The 18309-nt window shown below is 32.5% G+C and carries 18 protein-coding genes and 1 rRNA gene; 12 read left to right on the top strand and 7 right to left on the bottom strand.

The genetic code is table 11. The features are described 5' to 3' along the window. Positions 1-39 precede the first annotated feature (39 nt). From rrf to era, 3 genes are all read left to right on the top strand, one after another. Positions 40-147, top strand: a 5S ribosomal RNA gene (gene rrf, locus AW14_RS00500). 175 nt (positions 148-322) lie between these two features. After that, positions 323-1051, top strand: coding sequence for an FKBP-type peptidyl-prolyl cis-trans isomerase (locus AW14_RS00495; RefSeq protein WP_044637029.1), 729 nt, complete (start codon positions 323-325; stop codon positions 1049-1051). 124 nt (positions 1052-1175) lie between these two features. Then, positions 1176-2057, top strand: coding sequence for a GTPase Era (gene era / locus AW14_RS00490; RefSeq protein WP_044637028.1), 882 nt, complete (start codon positions 1176-1178; stop codon positions 2055-2057). A gap of 2 nt (positions 2058-2059) precedes the next feature. On the opposite strand, the gene AW14_RS00485 is transcribed toward era, so the two are convergent. After that, the gene (locus AW14_RS00485; protein WP_044637027.1) at positions 2060-2557 is read right to left on the bottom strand and encodes a hypothetical protein; all 498 of its coding nucleotides are present in this window, start codon (positions 2555-2557) and stop codon (positions 2060-2062) included. A 166-nt stretch (positions 2558-2723) separates the two neighbouring features. Here AW14_RS00485 and der point away from each other — a divergent pair, with 166 nt between their 5' ends. Further along, positions 2724-4028: a ribosome biogenesis GTPase Der gene (gene der, locus AW14_RS00480; RefSeq protein ID WP_044637026.1), complete on the top strand. Its 1305-nt coding sequence runs from the start codon at positions 2724-2726 to the stop codon at positions 4026-4028. A 60-nt stretch (positions 4029-4088) separates the two neighbouring features. Here der and AW14_RS00475 read toward each other — a convergent pair whose 3' ends face one another. From AW14_RS00475 to AW14_RS00455, 5 genes are all read right to left on the bottom strand, one after another. After that, positions 4089-4943 (bottom strand): TPM domain-containing protein, encoded by an 855-nt coding sequence (locus tag AW14_RS00475; protein WP_084708714.1) that lies wholly within the window; start codon positions 4941-4943, stop codon positions 4089-4091. Then, positions 4924-5364: a TPM domain-containing protein gene (locus AW14_RS00470; RefSeq protein ID WP_044637025.1), complete on the bottom strand. Its 441-nt coding sequence runs from the start codon at positions 5362-5364 to the stop codon at positions 4924-4926. Before AW14_RS00470 ends, AW14_RS00475 begins: the two co-directional genes overlap by 20 nt. 26 nt (positions 5365-5390) lie before the next feature. Further along, positions 5391-5987 (bottom strand): LemA family protein, encoded by a 597-nt coding sequence (locus AW14_RS00465; RefSeq protein ID WP_044637024.1) that lies wholly within the window; start codon positions 5985-5987, stop codon positions 5391-5393. Positions 5988-6069: 82 nt separating this feature from the next. Then, a complete protein-coding gene (locus tag AW14_RS00460; RefSeq protein ID WP_044637023.1) occupies positions 6070-6399 on the bottom strand; it encodes a MerR family transcriptional regulator in 330 nt (109 codons plus the stop codon). Beyond that, positions 6399-7370: a M23 family metallopeptidase gene (locus AW14_RS00455; RefSeq protein WP_044637022.1), complete on the bottom strand. Its 972-nt coding sequence runs from the start codon at positions 7368-7370 to the stop codon at positions 6399-6401. Before AW14_RS00455 ends, AW14_RS00460 begins: the two co-directional genes overlap by 1 nt. A 213-nt stretch (positions 7371-7583) precedes the next feature. Here AW14_RS00455 and alaS point away from each other — a divergent pair, with 213 nt between their 5' ends. From alaS to AW14_RS00415, 8 genes are all read left to right on the top strand, one after another. After that, positions 7584-10196 (top strand): alanine--tRNA ligase, encoded by a 2613-nt coding sequence (gene alaS, locus AW14_RS00450; protein WP_044637021.1) that lies wholly within the window; start codon positions 7584-7586, stop codon positions 10194-10196. Between the two features lie 45 nt (positions 10197-10241). Next, positions 10242-11186, top strand: a complete 945-nt coding sequence (locus AW14_RS00445) for a GSCFA domain-containing protein (protein WP_044637020.1) — start codon at positions 10242-10244, stop codon at positions 11184-11186. A 71-nt stretch (positions 11187-11257) separates the two neighbouring features. Beyond that, the gene (locus tag AW14_RS00440) at positions 11258-11968 is read left to right on the top strand and encodes a DUF6498-containing protein (protein ID WP_044637019.1); all 711 of its coding nucleotides are present in this window, start codon (positions 11258-11260) and stop codon (positions 11966-11968) included. A gap of 141 nt (positions 11969-12109) precedes the next feature. Continuing rightward, positions 12110-14017, top strand: a complete 1908-nt coding sequence (locus tag AW14_RS00435) for an outer membrane protein assembly factor BamB family protein (protein WP_044637018.1) — start codon at positions 12110-12112, stop codon at positions 14015-14017. 244 nt (positions 14018-14261) lie between these two features. Beyond that, on the top strand, positions 14262-14549 hold the full coding sequence (locus tag AW14_RS00430; protein ID WP_044637017.1) for a hypothetical protein: 288 nt from the start codon (positions 14262-14264) through the stop codon (positions 14547-14549). A gap of 3 nt (positions 14550-14552) precedes the next feature. Next, positions 14553-16493, top strand: coding sequence for a tetratricopeptide repeat-containing sensor histidine kinase (locus tag AW14_RS00425; RefSeq protein ID WP_044637016.1), 1941 nt, complete (start codon positions 14553-14555; stop codon positions 16491-16493). Positions 16494-16497: 4 nt separating this feature from the next. Then, positions 16498-17148, top strand: a complete 651-nt coding sequence (locus tag AW14_RS00420; protein ID WP_044637015.1) for a response regulator — start codon at positions 16498-16500, stop codon at positions 17146-17148. A gap of 168 nt (positions 17149-17316) precedes the next feature. Then, a complete protein-coding gene (locus tag AW14_RS00415) occupies positions 17317-17931 on the top strand; it encodes a DUF4230 domain-containing protein (RefSeq protein WP_044637014.1) in 615 nt (204 codons plus the stop codon). On the opposite strand, the gene AW14_RS00410 is transcribed toward AW14_RS00415, so the two are convergent. Beyond that, entirely contained in the window at positions 17926-18231 is a 306-nt protein-coding gene (locus AW14_RS00410) for a rhodanese-like domain-containing protein (protein ID WP_044637013.1), read from the bottom strand. The two genes, AW14_RS00415 and AW14_RS00410, sit on opposite strands and share 6 nt — an antisense overlap. Positions 18232-18309: the final 78 nt, after the last annotated feature.

Raw genomic sequence — 18309 nt, 5'->3', positions numbered from 1 at the left:
AGCCAAAAACCATAAACTACAAACCAACAACCAAAAATTTAAGGTGGTTATAGCGACGGGGCTCACCTCTTACCATTCCGAACAGAGAAGTTAAGCCCGTTAGCGCCGATGGTACTGCATTTGTGGAAGAGTAGGTCGTTGCCTTTTTCAATCCTCAACATAAATCTATGTTGAGGATTTTTTTTGCCCTTTTTTTAGGAGGAAACTGTAGGAGTACTTTATTTATCAAATATTTATATAGTTAAAATTCATATAATACTTTTCTAATACTGTTGATTTATTTGTTACTTTAGCATCCTAATTTTAAATCAATAAAACAGAAATGAAAATAATTAAATCTTTAAGTGTTCTTTTAGTATTTTTAGTAATGGTTTCATGTAACAAAGGTGGTGTTACAAATAAACCTTTAAAAACAGAAATTGATTCGGTAAGTTATGCTATTGGAATGGATGTTGCACGTAATGTGCAAACTAATGTTTCGGAAATGGATAAAGATCTTTTTATTCAAGGTTTTGTAAATGCATTAGATTCTGCTGAATTAAAAATTCCACAAGATAAAGTTCAGGTGCTTTTAAGTACTTATTTCCAAAAGAAACAATTAGAAGCTAGAAAGAAACAACAAGAAGAAGCTGAGAAAAGAGCTTTAGATGAATTTGGTGATGTAAAGGCTGAAGGTGAAAAGTTTTTAGAAGAAAATAAAACTAAAGAAGGTGTTAAAGTAACAGATTCTGGCTTACAATATATCGTATTGAAAGAAGGTAGTGGCGATAAACCTACGCCAATGTCTCGAGTAAAAGTACACTATCATGGTACTTTAGCAGATGGAACTGTTTTTGATAGTTCTGTTGATAGAGGTGAGCCTGCTACTTTTGGTGTAGGTCAGGTTATTAAAGGTTGGACCGAAGGTTTACAGTTAATGACTGTTGGTTCTAAATATAAGTTTTTTATACCTCAAGAATTAGCATATGGTGCTTCACCACGTCAAGGAGGTCCTATTAAACCTTTTTCTCCATTAGTATTTGAAGTGGAGTTATTAGAAGTATTAAACTAATACTAATTAATAAAATTTATAAAAAAGCAGGAAATTTAATTTTCTGCTTTTTTGTTTATAGTAGTATTAATAGTGTTAGATATAAATCAAGGTTGTAAATTTGCAGTCTATTAAAATTTAGTATATGATGCATAAAGCCGGTTTTGTAAATATTATAGGAAATCCGAACGTTGGAAAATCGACCCTCATGAATGCCTTTGTGGGTGAGAAATTATCGATTATAACATCTAAAGCACAAACAACACGCCATAGAATTTTGGGTATTGTTAATGGTGATGATTTTCAAATGGTTTTATCTGATACACCGGGTATTATTAAACCAGCTTACGAATTGCAAGAATCTATGATGGGATTTGTTAAATCTGCTTTTGAAGATGCCGATGTTTTAATTTACATGGTTGAAATAGGTGAACAAGAGTTAAAAGATGCTGATTTTTTTAATAAAATAACCAATTCTACAATACCAGTTTTACTTTTATTAAACAAAATAGATAAATCTAACCAGGAACAATTAGAGTCTCAAGTACAGTTATGGGCCAAAAAGGTGCCAAATGCCGAAATTTTTCCAATCTCAGCATTAGAAGGTTTCAATGTTAAAGAGGTTTTTAATAGAATTATTGAATTATTACCAGAATCACCAGCTTTTTATCCTAAAGACCAATTAACCGACAAACCAGAACGTTTCTTTATTAATGAAACCATAAGAGAAAAAATATTACTTCATTACAAAAAAGAAATTCCATATGCTGTAGAAGTTGATACCGAGGAATTTTTTGAAGAAGAACATATTATTCGTGTACGTGCTGTTATTATGGTCGAGCGAGAAACTCAAAAGGGAATTATTATTGGACATAAAGGTACAGCATTAAAACGAGTAGGTGTAGAAGCTAGAAAAGATTTAGAAACATTTTTTGGCAAACAAATTCACTTAGAAACCTATGTTAAGGTGAATAAAAACTGGCGCAGTAATCAAAATCAATTAAAACGTTTCGGATATAATAATTAAGCTTATTCATTATTTATAATAGTCTCCATAAATTTTTTTAAGGCTTGCATTTCTACTTTGCTTGAAGTTTTGGTGTAAGATCCTGCAAAATATAAAGCAATCCAAATGACAATCATTAATACCATTAAAGTGGTTTGAATGTTATAAGGTAGATTCAATCGCCAATTGGAGTAAGCCCAAATTCCGAAGGCCAAAAAAAGTCCAGCTACTAAAAAATGTAAAAATATAAATAAGGTCCAAACGGTTGGGTTTGGTCCAAATAAGCCATAAAGGGTGCAATTTTCATCGTCAATTTTATTTATTTCGAGATGTAATTGTGGCGACCAAAAATGCTGATCTTTTTTAGGAAACTTAATAAAAACATGATCATCAATTCTGGAAACAATAAATTGAGATTGTTTCAATTTAGAATTTTCAAATCTATTTAAAATGGTTTCATTGTTTTGTTTTAAATCAAATTTAAAACGAGGTCTTAAAACAATGTCATTGCTAGTGGTCATAACTAATTAATTTAGTTCTAGTAAATTACTAATATTTAATTAAATCTAAAACAATTTTAATCTTTCATAAAAAAAGAGTTTAACAAGGGGATATTTCCTATTTTTGCAAAATATTTAAGAATAACAATAAATTAAATTGGCTAATACCAATTTCACCATATAACAGATGAGTAATATAGTAGCTATAGTAGGTCGACCAAATGTAGGGAAGTCAACTTTTTTTAACCGTTTAATTCAGCGTAGAGAAGCTATTGTTGATGCCGTAAGCGGTGTAACCAGAGACAGACACTACGGTAAGGCAGATTGGAACGGTAAAGAGTTTTCTTTAATCGATACCGGTGGTTATGTATTAGGAAGTGATGATGTTTTTGAAGCTGAAATTGATAAACAAGTCGAACTAGCAATTGAAGAAGCAGACGCTATTATTTTTATGGTAGATGTTGAATCTGGCGTTACAGGAATGGATGAAGATGTTGCTAAATTACTTCGAAAAGTAAAAAAGCCCGTTTTTTTAGTTGTTAATAAAGTAGATAATGGAAAACGTGCGGAAGATGCTGTGGAGTTTTATTCATTAGGTCTTGGCGATTATTACACCGTTGCCAGTATTAACGGAAGTGGTACCGGCGATTTGTTAGATGCTTTAGTGAAAGCCTTACCAGAAAAAGAAACTGTTGTTGAAGACACGCTGCCTCGATTTGCTGTAGTGGGCCGTCCTAATGCTGGAAAATCATCGTTTATTAATGCTTTAATAGGTGAAGATAGATACATTGTTACCGATATTGCTGGAACAACAAGAGATTCTATTGATACAAAATACAATCGTTTTGGATTTGAATTCAACTTGGTAGATACAGCTGGTATCCGAAGAAAATCGAAAGTTAAAGAAGATTTAGAATTTTATTCGGTAATGCGAAGCGTTCGTGCCATTGAACACAGTGATGTCTGTTTAATTGTATTGGATGCAAATCGTGGTTTCGACGGTCAAGTACAAAATATATTTTGGTTGGCAGAACGCAACCGTAAAGGAATTGTTATTCTTGTTAATAAATGGGATTTGGTAGAGAAAGACCATAAGTCTACTAAAGAATACGAAAAAGCCATTAGAAAGCAAATAGAGCCTTTTACAGACGTGCCAATTATATTTATATCGGCATTGTCTAAACAACGTATATTTAAAGCAATTGAAACGGCTGTAGAAGTTTACCAAAACCGTTCTAAAAAGATTAAAACGAGTGTGCTTAACGAGGTGTTTTTACCATTAATAGAAAATTATCCGCCACCAGCATATAAGGGTAAATTTGTTAAGATTAAATATATAATGCAGTTGCCAACGCCACAGCCTCAGTTTGCATTTTTCTGTAATTTACCTCAGTACGTAAAAGATCCATACAAACGTTTTTTAGAAAACAAGCTACGTGAAAACTTCGATTTTAAAGGGGTTCCAGTAAGTGTTTATATGCGTAAGAAGTAAAATTCTTTTGGTGGTATTAATTTAAGGGTGTTTGGTAAAACGTATTTTAACTAATAAAAATTACCAACCACCTGAGGCACCGCCGCCTCCAAAACCGCCGCCTCCAAAGCCACCTCCAAAACCGCCACCGCCGAAGCCTCCGCCAGAGCTGCCCCCAAAGCCGCCAGAACCACGGTAATTACCGCGCCCCATGTTGCTTAAAATTATGGCATCCCAAATATCGAAGCCATCTTGTTTATTGCCTCTATTTCCTCCGTGGCCTCCACGGTTATTCTTCGACATGGAAATGATAATAATTATAAAAATGATGATTATAATTATGAATTGTATCGGTATTCCAGAATCTGACGATTCTTTTCTGCTGCCTTTATATTCTCCTGTTAAAACCTCAAAAATAGCATCAGCCCCACGGTTAAGTCCGCCGTAATAATTGTTTTGTTTGAAATAAGGAATGATATCGCGTTCTATAATACGCTTCGACATAGCGTCGGTTAATAAATGTTCGACACCATACCCTGTTTTAATAGAAATTTTTCTGTCGTCTTTTGCTAATAGAATAAAAACACCGTTATCTTCTTTAGCTTGACCAATGCCCCAGGAATGCGCCCATTTGGTGCCTAAATAATCTATATTTTCACCATTGGTAGAGCTTATGGTAGCAATAACGATTTGGGTTGATGTTGTATCGGAATATCTTATTAGCTTGTCTTCTAAACTTTTCTTTTCGGTTTTGGTTAGTAAGTTTATATAATCGTAAACACTGGTTTGAAAATCGGGTTTCGAAGGGATTTTATATTGTGCAAATGAAACACAAAAGGATAGCAACGTTATAACAAGTACAAAAAACGTTTTAACTTTTAAATGGGATTTGATATTGTAATTTAAATTCAACATTTTAACCTTTAGAAATTTCATTAGAGAGTTCGTTGGTATCTAAATTGTTGTATGGGAAATATTTTTTAAGCTGTTCGCCAGATTTTAAAATACCTTCTACCAATCCTGCTTTATAATTACCTAACTTAAAATGAGACACCATTAAATCTTTTGTGCTATCCCAAAAATTATCGGGTACAACATCGTTAATACCTTTGTCACCATAAATAACAAAAGCTCTTTCTTCGATAGCAACATAAATTAAAACGGCGTTTTGCAGTTTGGTGTTATCCATTTTTAAAGCATAAAAAACCTCCAAAGCACGATTTGTAGCATCGCCTTTAGAGGTTTTTTCTATGTGTACACGTATTTCGCCAGAGGTGTTTAATTCAGCTACTCTAATAGCTTCAATAATTTCTTGTTCTTCGATATTTGTTAAGAAATTTTCAACTTTATCTAGCATGATTGTACGGTGTTTATTTTGTTGAATTATTTAAAATTAAAATCAACATCTGGTGCTTTTTCACTTCCAGCTTCTGCTTTAAAGTAATTTAAGCTTTCAAAATTAAATAATCCGGCAAGTAAGGAGTTTGGAAATGTTTTAATGTGCTTGTTATAAGGCTCAACGGCTTCATTAAAGCGGTCTCTTGCAACGTTAATTCTATTTTCTGTTCCTTCTAACTGACTTTGTAATTCTAAGAAGTTTTGGTTTGCTTTTAAATCTGGATATCTTTCAACCGTTACTAATAAACGAGATAATGCACTACTTAAACCACTTTGCGCTTGATTAAAAGCTGCTAATTGTTCTGGAGTTATGTTTGATGGATCTATAGTCGTTTTAGTTGCTTCACTTCTAGCTTTTATAACAGCTTCAAGGGTGCTTTTTTCAAAATCTGCAGCTCCTTGTACGGTTTTAACTAAATTACCAATAAGGTCGTTTCTACGTTGGTAACTGCTTTCAACATCTCCCCAAGTTTTTGTGGCGGTTTCTTTTAAGGTAACTGCGGTATTATTAAACCCTTTGGCCCATGAGTATAATCCAAATACTACTACGGCAATAATTATCCAAGGTAAAAATTTCTTCATAATGATGTTTTTTATGGTTTTTATAAAGGTTAACTGTTTGACTCTTGAAGTTAAAAAAAGTTACAAGTATTTTAAAAAATAGCTAAAGATTTTCTTTAATTTTAATGAGTTGATTTTTAATATTTTCTAATTTACTTATAATTTCAAAGTTATTTAATGTGTCTTTTTTGTCTTCTTTTAAGTGAATTTTAGCACCTTCTAAAGTAAAACCACGTTCTTTAACTAAGTGATAAATTAGTTTTAAATTTTTAATGTCCTCGGGAGTAAATTTTCGGTTTCCTTTGGCGTTTTTCTTTGGTTTAAGAGCATCGAATTCTTTTTCCCAAAAACGAATTAAAGAGGTATTTACATTAAAAGCTTTAGCCACTTCGCCAATGCTATAATATCGTTTTTCTGGTAATTCTATATACATTAGTCTAATGATTGGTTTTCTAATGAAGCATGCTCCAGAAGTTTGTTAAATTCTTCGGCAGTTAAACTTCCGTAGTAAAAGTTTATAGGGTTGATGCGTTCTCCATCTTTAAATATTTCGTAATGACAATGTGGTGCTTCCGAACGCCCGGTACTACCAACAAATCCAATAATATCACCACGTTTAACTTTTTGGTTTTTTCGAACGTTGTATTTATATAAATGGGCATACAAACTCACATAACCATAACCATGATCTATTCGAATGTGATTTCCATAACCAGAGGCGGTGTTGTCTGCGCGCTCCACAATACCATCGCCTGTAGCATAAATGGGTGTCCCTCTTGGCGCTGTAAAGTCCATACCCCAATGCATTTTTTTAACTTTTGTAAATGGGTCCGATCGTATACCAAAGCCCGAAGCCATACGAGTTAAATCTTCGTTGCTTACAGGTTGAATGGCCGGAATGGCTGCAAGTAATTTTTCTTTTTCTTCTGCTAATTTTGCTATTTCATCAAGCGATTTAGATTGCACTACAATTTGCTTTTGAAGGATGTCTAAACGTTTGTTACTTTCAATAATTTGCTTAGAATTATCGAAGCCTTCTAGATTCTTATATCGATTCACACCTCCAAATCCAGCTTTACGTTGTTCGTCGGGTATTGGGTTAGCTTCAAAATAAACGCGATAAATATTATTGTCTCGGTCTGCTATGTTTGATAACACCGTTTCGGCTTGCGCCATTTTTTTATTTAGTAATTCAAATTGTAACTCTGCATTTTGTAATTCACGCTTTAAGGCACGTTCTTTGGGCGATTCGATGTATTGACTGGCAATAAAAACGAACAAAAAACCAAACAAAGCAGAACCCAAAATAAACATAAAGGCATACTTTAAAGTCGTCCTTTTTTTGCGTTCTATTTTCTTATAAGATAGCGTTTCAGAATCGTAATAATATTTTACCTTACTCATTTCTTAAATTATACTATTTTTGCACTTTAATTAAAAGCAATTTAAATTGAATTAATAAAGCAAACGACTAAATTACAAAAATATTATCATTATTATTTGAGATACTTTTGTACTTAGTTAGGGCTTTAAAATTTATAATTTTTTTTAAAACGTAAAGATAAAAAATTGTATTGCAATTCATGTAATTTAACAACTTAGTAACACCATTTCTTAATGAAGTCACAAGATATTCGATCTAAATTTTTAAGTTTTTTTGAAGATAAAAAACACAGTATAGTGCCATCGGCTCCTATGGTTTTAAAAGACGATCCAACTTTAATGTTTGTAAATTCTGGTATGGCGCCTTTTAAAGAGTATTTTTTAGGAAATGCACAACCAAAAAACAGCCGTTTAACCGATACACAAAAATGTTTACGTGTTTCTGGTAAGCACAACGATTTAGAAGAAGTTGGTTACGACACATATCACCATACTTTATTTGAAATGCTTGGAAACTGGAGTTTTGGTGATTACTTTAAAAAAGAAGCTATTGCCTGGGCTTGGGAGTTATTAACCGAAGTATATGGCATCGATAAAGATATATTATATGTAACGGTTTTTGAAGGTAGCGACGAAGACAACCTGCCCATGGATACCGAAGCTTACGAATTATGGAAGGAATTTGTTTCTGAAGACCGCATATTAAAAGGAAACAAAAAAGATAATTTCTGGGAAATGGGCGATCAAGGGCCATGTGGACCTTGTAGTGAAATACATGTCGATATTCGTTCGGCAGAAGAAAAAGCTAAAATATCGGGTAAAGATTTAGTGAATCAAGATCACCCACAGGTAGTTGAAATTTGGAACCTTGTATTCATGCAATACAACCGTAAAGCAAACGGAAGTCTGGAAAGTTTACCAGACAAGCATATAGATACAGGTATGGGATTTGAGCGTTTATGCATGGTGTTACAAGGCGTTCAATCTAACTACGATACCGATGTTTTTACGCCAATAATTAGAGAAATTGAAACGATTTCTAACAAAAAATATGGTAAAGACGAAAAGGTAGATGTTGCTATTCGTGTTATATGCGATCACGTGCGAGCTGTTGCATTTTCAATAGCCGATGGTCAATTACCAAGTAATACAGGCGCTGGCTACGTTATTCGTAGAATTTTACGTCGTGCTGTGCGTTACGGCTTTACGTTTTTAGATAAAAAAGAGCCGTTTATTTATAGATTAGTAGATGTTTTAAGTGCGAAAATGGGAGAAGCTTTCCCAGAAATTAAAACTCAAAAGCAACTGGTTGAAAATGTCATTAAAGAAGAAGAACAATCTTTTTTAAGAACCTTAGACCAAGGTTTGGTGTTATTAAATGCTATTGTAAACGAGACAAAAGGCGATACAGTTTCCGGAGAAAAGGCTTTTGAATTGTATGATACTTACGGGTTTCCAATCGATTTAACCGCTTTAATTCTTTCTGAAAAAGGCTTAAAGTTAGATGAAAAGGGATTTAATGAAGAGTTACAAAAACAAAAAAATCGTTCGCGTGCTGCCAGTGAAATGAGTACAGACGATTGGACCATTCTAGGTACCGATGCCGAAGAAGAATTTATAGGCTACGATACGCTTGAAGCCACTGTGAAATTAACCAGATACCGTAAAGTTGTTTCTAAAAAAGATGGCGAAATGTATCAGTTGGTATTTAATATTACGCCATTTTATCCGGAGGGCGGCGGTCAGGTTGGAGATAAAGGTTATTTAGAAGATTCTCGTGGCGATGTAGTGTATGTTTTAGATACCAAAAAGGAGAATAATGTTATTATTCACTTTACTAAAAATTTACCAAAGCATATCGATCAAAGTTTTAAAGCTGTGGTCGATGCTAATCAGCGTTTTAGAACCGAATGTAATCATTCGGCAACACACTTATTACATCAGGCATTAAGAGAAATTTTAGGGACTCATGTAGAACAAAAGGGAAGTGCGGTACATTCAAAAAACTTACGTTTTGACTTTTCACACTTTTCTAAATTAACGCAAGAAGAATTAAACGATGTTGAAGATTTTGTAAACGCTCGAATCGCCGATAAACTGGATTTAATAGAGAAACGAAACATGCCCAAAGAGGCCGCTATCGCCGAAGGCGCTATGAGTTTGTTTGGAGAAAAATATGGCGATACGGTTCGCGCCATTCGTTTCGGTCAATCGATGGAACTTTGTGGAGGCACGCATGTTAAAAATACTTCAGATATCTGGCATTTCAAAATTGTTTCAGAAGGTGCAGTAGCTGCAGGAATTCGTCGTATAGAAGCCATTACAAACGAAGCGGCCAAAGATTTCTATTTTGAAAATAGTAAGGCCTATTCAGAAATGAGAGCTTTATTAAACAATGCCCAAGAACCAGTAAAGGCTTTACAAAATTTACAGGAAGAAAATGCGGCTCTTAAAAAGCAAATAGAATTATTGTTAAAAGACAAAGCTAAAAACCTGAAATTGGAACTTAAAAACGAGCTTACCGAAATTAATGGCGTGCAGTTTTTAGCTAAAAAAGTCGATTTAGATGCTTCTGGTTTAAAAGATGTTGCTTTCGAATTGGGCAGCCAGTCTGATAATTTATTTTTATTATTCGCTACAGAGTCTGATGGTAAAGCCTTGTTATCGTGTTATATTTCTAAAGAATTGGTAGCAAGCAAAGGATTAGATGCAGGAAAAGTTGTTAGAGAACTAGGAAAGTATATCCAAGGCGGCGGCGGCGGTCAGCCATTTTTCGCTACAGCAGGAGGTAAAATGCCGCAAGGTATTCCTGATGCTTTAGAAAAAGCACAAGAATTTATTAAATAATATAAGTTTCCCGATTCTGTTAATAAATGGAATCGGGATTTTTTTATGAAACTACAAACCCAAATACCGTTAAAAAAAAGAGCTAGTAATTTAATAGATTATCACTCAGAGATAACGCTATTAGGGTCTTGTTTTGTTGAAAATATAGGAGAAAAACTATCTTATTACAAGTTTAAAAATCTTCAAAACCCCTTCGGGATTTTATTTCATCCCAAAGCGATTGAAACCTTAATTATTAGAGCAGTTCATGAAAAAAAATACACCAAAGACGATGTGTTTTTTCACAACGAGCAATGGCATTGTTTTGATGCACATTCAAAGTTAAGTAACCCTTCAAAAGAAGCTTTAATAAATCAATTAAATAGTGAACTTGCTTTAACAAAGCTTCAACTTTCTAAATCGACACATGTAATTATCACCATAGGTACGGCCTGGGTTTACAATTTATTAAAAGATAAAAATACAGTTGCCAACTGCCATAAGCTTCCTCAAAATCAATTTGAAAAACAATTGTTATCTCCCGATGATATTAAAGGAAGTTTGGTCAGAATTATTGATGGCATTAAAAGGTTAAATAGTACTGCAACTATTATTTTTACGGTGTCTCCAATACGTCATATTAAAGATGGTTTTGTAGAAAATACGTTGAGTAAATCTCACTTAATAACTGCCGTTCATGAAGTTTTAAGTGATGCGGTTGTTTATTTTCCTTCGTATGAAATTATGATGGATGAACTGCGTGATTATCGTTTTTACAGTGAAGACATGATACATCCAAACCAAACCGCGATACATTATATTTGGAACAAGTTTCTAGAGGTTTGGTTTTCGCCGCAAGCCATTAAAACAATGGTTGAAGTTGCTGTAATTCAAAAAGGTTTACAACATCGTCCCTTCAATTTAAAATCTGAAGCGCATCAACAATTTCTTGAGCAATTAGATATAAAGAAAGCTCAGCTAGAAGCGCAATTTTCTCATATAACATTTTAAAAGAATACGGCATTTTGCGTATGTTTAAATAGTTTGTAATCGAGTTTCTTTGTAAAAAAAAACTTAATTAAATGTTAGCATCTGTTTTTATTCCTAATCGATACAATGCGTTTGCATGGTTAAATATTCTGTTCTTAATTTTATTAATTTGTCTAGGTAAAATAGCACCATATGCGGTTGTTTTTGGATATTTTTTAGAGACAATAATTATTGGTCTTTTTAATATTGTTAAAATGATTTTAGCCTCTAAAAAAGACGATAGCGGTTCTTCTATTTGGTTTTTAGTACCGTTTTTTATCTTTCATTACGGGATGTTTGTGGCGGTTCAATCGGTGTTTGCATTTGTAATTATTGGTATTGGCGGACAAAGTTTTATTAACGAACCCTTCGATTTAATTGATAATTACACCAAAATAGTGTCTTTAGAAGGGATGGAGTATATTTTACCATTATTTGTAATAACACAATTGTTAAAACTAATATTTGATTTTGTGCTCACTAATAAAAACCGGGTGTTCACTGCCAGTGAAATTATGACAAAACCATATGTGCGCATTTTTATCCAACAGTTTGTTGTTATTCTAGCCATGTTTTTTATCATGTTTTCGGAGTCTGGAGTTATCGCTGCCGTTTTATTAGTTTTATTTCGAGGTGTTGTAGACTTTTTCATGGCAGCTATTAGAGAACATCAGGTATTATTAGACCGTGTGGTCGATAAAATTTACGATGGTAAAACCAGTAAAGAAAAGCTAAGAAAACAGTTGTTGCTTTTTTCAGAATAAACTATTAAGAATAAAAAAAGTTGTCTTTAAAAGGATAACTTTTTTTGCTTTTAACTTCAATTATACGCAATTCTTCGTATTGATTTCGCCTTTTTAATGTTGCAATTTTGTTTAGCTATTAATTATAAAACAAATTCAACAATGAAAAAATTTAATTTAGTTATTCTAGTGTTGGCAATTATTTTCTTGTCGAACATCACCTTTGCTCAAAAAGCAGAACAACCTGAAACGACTTACGATTTAGGTTCTAAAATTAATGAAATGACCCTAACTGTGGGTGGAATTCTGGTTGTAGCAACCAACGATGGGTTAGTAGGTATAGACCCGAAGGTTAAAACGCCTGTATTCACTTTTAATAATTTTGGAAAATTAAGTCCGGAAGAAACAGATTTTGTACCCGAATCACCATACATTATAGTATCTCAAGGTGTAGGCTCTAAATTTGCAGGAATTGCAAAAACCAAACGCGCTGTAATTAATTACATTACAGGGAAAGTTATTTTTAATTCAGATAACGATAATTGGAACCAAATTTACACCTGTAATGTAGTGCTTCCTCAAAACAAATTAATTGTTAGTGGTATACAAAAAGTGGGTGATAAATTTGAAAAAATGACACCAAAAGTAGCTGTTTACGACCTTAGTACACAGAAAATGGATTATAGTTTCTTTCTAGATAAACCTGGAAGAGTTGGCGTAGCCAAAGACTTTAGTGTAACAGGCGTACCATTGTTATTAAAAAACATGGTTATTATTCCAACCGCTCAAGGGTTATTGGCAAAATCGCACAAAGGCGACGATTTATGGGAATGTAAAATTAAAGGTGTTAACTGGATGGTTGCCGATAAAAGTGAAAAAGAAATTTACGGATTTGAAACAACTACCAATGGCAAGAATACGAGAATTCATAAAATTGGAAGTAATGGTGCCGAACTTTGGAAAGACGATAGAAAAGTTCAAGGGAATGTTTCTAATTTTCAAATTTTACCACAAGGATTGGCTGTTGTAAGCGATAAAAGTTCTGGCGGAAGCTCTAGTGTTTTTGCTGCTAGCGACGAATCTGAAATTGCCTTTTTAAGTGCGTCTTCTGGTGAAGATTTATGGGATAAAGCTCCAAAAACGAAAGGATATGTGCAGCATTTTTATGTTCAGGATGATGGTATTTTATTTGGTATTCAGCAAGGTGGTATTAACAAAATTTCTTTCGACGGAAAAACATTGTTTAAAAAACCATTAAAAACCGGCGAAAATATTATGGTTATGGCAGAATCACCTCAGGGTTTAATTTATATCACGAGTGAAGATGCCAATATTGTAAATCTGGAAACAGGCGACCAAGTTTGGAAAAAACCTTTAAAATATAAAAATTCTGCTGCTGTGGCATCGACTTTCGATAGTGTTAATAACCGCTATTTAATTGCTGCCGACGGCACTATTTATAGTATTGATGCTAATTCTGGAGATGTAGCCGAGTTGGCGAATGTCAAGTTTGATGAAAAAGAAGTTGCAGATTTCATGCAAATGCGAAACGGAAATATATTTTTGAGTTCATCACAAAATTTAATGATGCTCGATGGGCAAGGGAAAGAAGTTTATCACGAGTATTTTAAATCGCCATCGCAAAGTGGTTTTGTAAAAGTGCTATCGGGAGTTATGGCAGTAGCTTCTACAGGTTTGGCTATGGCGCATGCAGCTAAGGCCGGAATGAATAGAACAAATCCCTACGGTAGTTCTAACGATTTAAGTAATTACAACGATTATGGTAAAGAAAATAAACGTGCAGCCGATATGTTTGCATCTATTGGTGATGCAGCTTTTGATGTGATGTCTAAACGTTTTAAAGCTACAGCAGCTACAGAAAATGCACAGTTTATATTAACCAAGTTAGATGATGGTACTGGTTTAGTTAAAGTCAATAAAGATTCAGGAAAAGTAGATAAAGAAATCGTGTTAAAAGATAAAAAGCCAGAATATCAAGTTGATGAGGTTGCTGGGGTTTTATACTACAAAGCAAACGACAAAACGATTTATGCTTACAATCTTAAATAATAAATCTTGTTGTTGAGATTTGTTTGATTAGGCGTAATATTTTATTTATTGCGCTTAATCTTCTTTTTCAACATTTTGTCGAATATTTATACAAAATCAAACATATTAGGTTATATTTATTATGCTATTAATCAGTTCAAATTCAGAAACATCAGTAATATTATCAGTCAAACTGATATGTTATTGATGTTTTTTTATATCATTTTTTAAAGGTTAGTTTTTCTTAATTTTAAAAACGTGTTCAATGGATTTTAATCAGTTATTTACAATCATTACCATTATTTTGCCTGTGGTTTTTGTTGGTTTTATAATTAAAACCACAAGAGAAACCTGGGGTTTAAAAAAGGTGTTTTGTGAAAATACGCTTGAAATAGAACAGCATCTTAAACTAGAAACTCTAAGATTAAAAAATAATAACCAGCATATTGAACTGCTTGAAGATTTTCATCAAAATTTAATAAACAGATTATTTACTTTAAATAAAGAATTTATAGTATTACATAAATTAATTTTAGAACTTCTTTACAAATAATTTATGAGGCAGTTATTGGTTATTTTTTGTTTGTTTTCTTTTTTTTATGGCCAATCCCAAACGAGTAAGCAGTTAGATAGTTTATTGAAGGTTTCTAAAATTCAAAAAGATACCACACTTCTAAAAACATTTAATGAAATTTCCTGGGAGTACCGAAACATACGGGTAGATTCGGCACTTTGGTATGCTAAAAAGTCGCTAGAATTATCTAAAAAATTGAAACAGGAAGCCTTAATTGCCCTGTCATATCATAACATAGCAGCAGCTTTCGAGGCAAACACACAATTAGATAGTGCTCAAGTAAATCATAAAAAGAGTTTAGATATAAGAATAAAAATTAAAGATTCTATCGGTATTGCCGATTCTTACAACAATTTAGGCATTTTAGAAGACACAAAAGGGCATTACGATATAGCTTTAAAGCATTATTTTAAAGCTTTAAATATTTACGAAAAATGCGCTAAAGATTTTACAAAAGTACCTGCAACGCTGGTTAATATTGGAATTGTTTACAAAAAACAAAAAGAATATACGAAGGTTTTAGATTACTATAAGAAAGCATTAAATATTTACAAAGAACATAATTTTGAAATTGGCGAAGCCATTATAACAGGTAATATTGGTTCGGTTTTGTTGTATACTTTAGAGTATGAGACATCTATTAAATATTCGGAGAAAGCAAAGGTTTTGTATTCCAATTTGGGCTATTCCAGATACCTACCTTACATGCAGGCTAACATAGCCATTGCGCAGGATAGTTTGAAACAGCACACCAAAGCCAGATCTAATTTTTTATCGGCTATTTCAAGTTTTAAAGCCGATAATAACTTATACGAACTCGCAAGAACTCAAATTGCATTAGCTAATAATTACACAATTAATAAGGAATATGAATTAGCTAAAACCGAACTTTCTAATGCTTTACAAATTATTGAAGCCAATAATTTTAAAGAATTTAAAGTGCCTGCTTTAAAACAATTAGCTAAAATAGACGCTCTTACCAAAGATTATAAAAGTGCTTACAACAATCATATTAAGTATGCGCAAGCAAAAGATAGTTTATTCGAGATTGAAAAAACCAAAACCATTTATGAGTTAGAAACTAAATACGAATCAGAAAAAAAACAAAAAGAAATTCTAACCCAACGAGCAGAAATTGCAGAGAAAGAACTCAATATAAATCAAAAAAATACGCAAATTATCGGACTACTAATTCTGGCTCTTGTGATTGGTGTTTTAGGATATTTATTGTTTAATCAGCAAAAATTAAAAAACATTCAATTAAAAAAAGAAGGTCAATTAAAAGAAGCCTTGATTAAAATTGAAACTCAAAACAAACTCCAGGAGCAACGCTTAAGAATTTCGAGAGATTTACACGATAATATTGGAGCGCAATTAACTTTTATTATCTCGTCTATCGACAATTTGCAGTATGGTTTTAAAATAACCAACGAAAAATTAACCAATAAGTTAAGTGGTATAAGCGCTTTTACTAAAGAAACCATAAACGAATTGCGAGACACTATTTGGGCGATGAATAAGAGCGAAATCACGCTGGAAGATTTGCAAGTTCGCATTTCAAATTTTTTAGATAAAGCTCACATAGCTTCAAATAAAATTAATTTTAAGTTTCATCTAAACACCAATTTATCCAACAATTATTTGTTTACCTCGGTGCAAGGCATGAGCATTTATAGAATTATTCAAGAAGCTATAAATAATGCATTAAAATATGCCAATGCATCAAATATTGAGGTTCGTTTTACTTCCGAAAACCATCATATTAGTATTTCAATTATAGATGATGGTATTGGGTTTAATATGGAAGAGGTCTCGTTAGGCAATGGACTTAATAATATAAAAAAACGTGCTGCCGATATAGGGGCGGTGGTACAAATAGAAAGTACAAAAGATCAGGGAACAAAAATTCATTTAAGCTTATAATTATATGAATAAAAAAATTGCTATAGTTGATGACAATTCATTTTTAATAAACGCGGTAAAAGAAAAGTTGTCTTTTTTTGACGATTTAGAAATTAAGTTTACGGCATTAAATGGCTCCGATTTATTAAATCAATTAGAAAACAATCATAATATCGATGTTATTTTAATGGATATAGAAATGCCTGTATTAAATGGTATTGAAACCACAGGGATTGTAAAACAAAAATATCCGCATATAAAAATAATTATGCTTACTGTTTTTGATAATGACGAGCACATATTTAACGCCATTAAAGCAGGTGCCGATGGCTATTTATTAAAGGAAGTGAATGCAAAAGATTTATGTGAAGGTATTTACGAAACATTAAACGGTGGTGCTGCCATGACGCCTTCAATAGCATTGAAAACTTTAAAATTACTTCGAAATCCTATTAGTTTTAATGCTTCAGAAAATCAGGAAATTATAAAACTTACCGATCGTGAGGTTCAGGTTTTAGAGCAGTTAAGTACTGGGTTAAGTTATAATGTTATTGCCGATAATTTATTTTTATCATCTGGAACCATTAGAAAACATATTGAAAATATTTATAAAAAATTACAGGTTCATAATAAATTAGAAGCTGTAGAAAAAGCCAAAAGAAATAACATAATATAACAAACAGGTCATGTTAATTTTACATGAAACAGTCATAAAATAATTAATTTTGACTGTGTTAGAATTAGTTAATTTTACATTAGTTAGACTTCTTATGTCGAAGCAAACTAATGTTTTTTTTTTGCCCTTAATTCATCTTCATATTACTAAATATTTATACATTAGTGTATGCGAAAAATTCTTTTTGGTGTTGTAGTCACCTTAGTCATCTTGTTTACATTTAAATATTGTAGCGAACAAAAAAACAATAAGATAGAGCTTCAAGAAAGTTCCATGCTTATTCAGGAACAAATACAGAATGTAGGTAAGTTAATTGTAACTGAAGGCCATTTTAGTGAAGTTTTTACATACAAACATTCTAAAGAACTTTTAGGAAATTTTCTAACTTCAGATAAAAAAGCCTTGGTGGTTGTTAATGCCGATGTAACCATTGCATACGACTTAAGTAAAGTTGAATTTAAAATAGATGAGTCCACTAAAACCTTAACCATTGTTAGTATTCCTAAAGAAGAAATAAAAGTAAGTCCAGATTTAGAATATTACGATATTCAAGCCGATTATTTGAATCCTTTTGAAGCCAACGATTATAACAATATTAAGAAAAAGGTAAAAGCATCGTTATTAAAAAAACTGGAAGCATCAGATTTAAAAGCAAATGCTAAAAACCGATTAATAAGCGAGCTTTCTAAGTTTTATATTTTAACCAATTCGATGGGGTGGAAGTTGCAGTTTAACAATACCACCATTTCAAAAACAGACGAATTTCAAAAAATAAAATTATAGTTTTTTACTTAAACTAAACCAACCACCACCGTTCATTGCCTCAATACCATTGCTATTTAAAATGGCGGCAGCACTTGCAGATCGCACACCACTGGCACAACAAGTAATTACTGGTTTTTTTAGTTTTTTAATTTCAGAAACTTTAGAGTTTAAATTTTGTAACGGTATGTTTTTCGAACCAGGAATAGCACCTTGTTGGTATTCTCCTGGAGTTCTAACATCTAAAATAATAGCGCCTCTTGTTTGAAAATCTTTAATCTTAGCTTGTTTTTTGCCAAATAGAAAATCTAATAATCCCATAGTTTTATTTTTTTACAAATTACTCTATAATTTTTAATTTGCAAGGTAACATTTATTGCATAAGGTTTCATTAAAAAT

Origin of the sequence: Siansivirga zeaxanthinifaciens CC-SAMT-1, from assembly GCF_000941055.1 — a bacterium.
Taxonomy (GTDB): domain Bacteria; phylum Bacteroidota; class Bacteroidia; order Flavobacteriales; family Flavobacteriaceae; genus Siansivirga; species Siansivirga zeaxanthinifaciens.
This window is presented reverse-complemented; position numbering and strand designations above follow the sequence as displayed.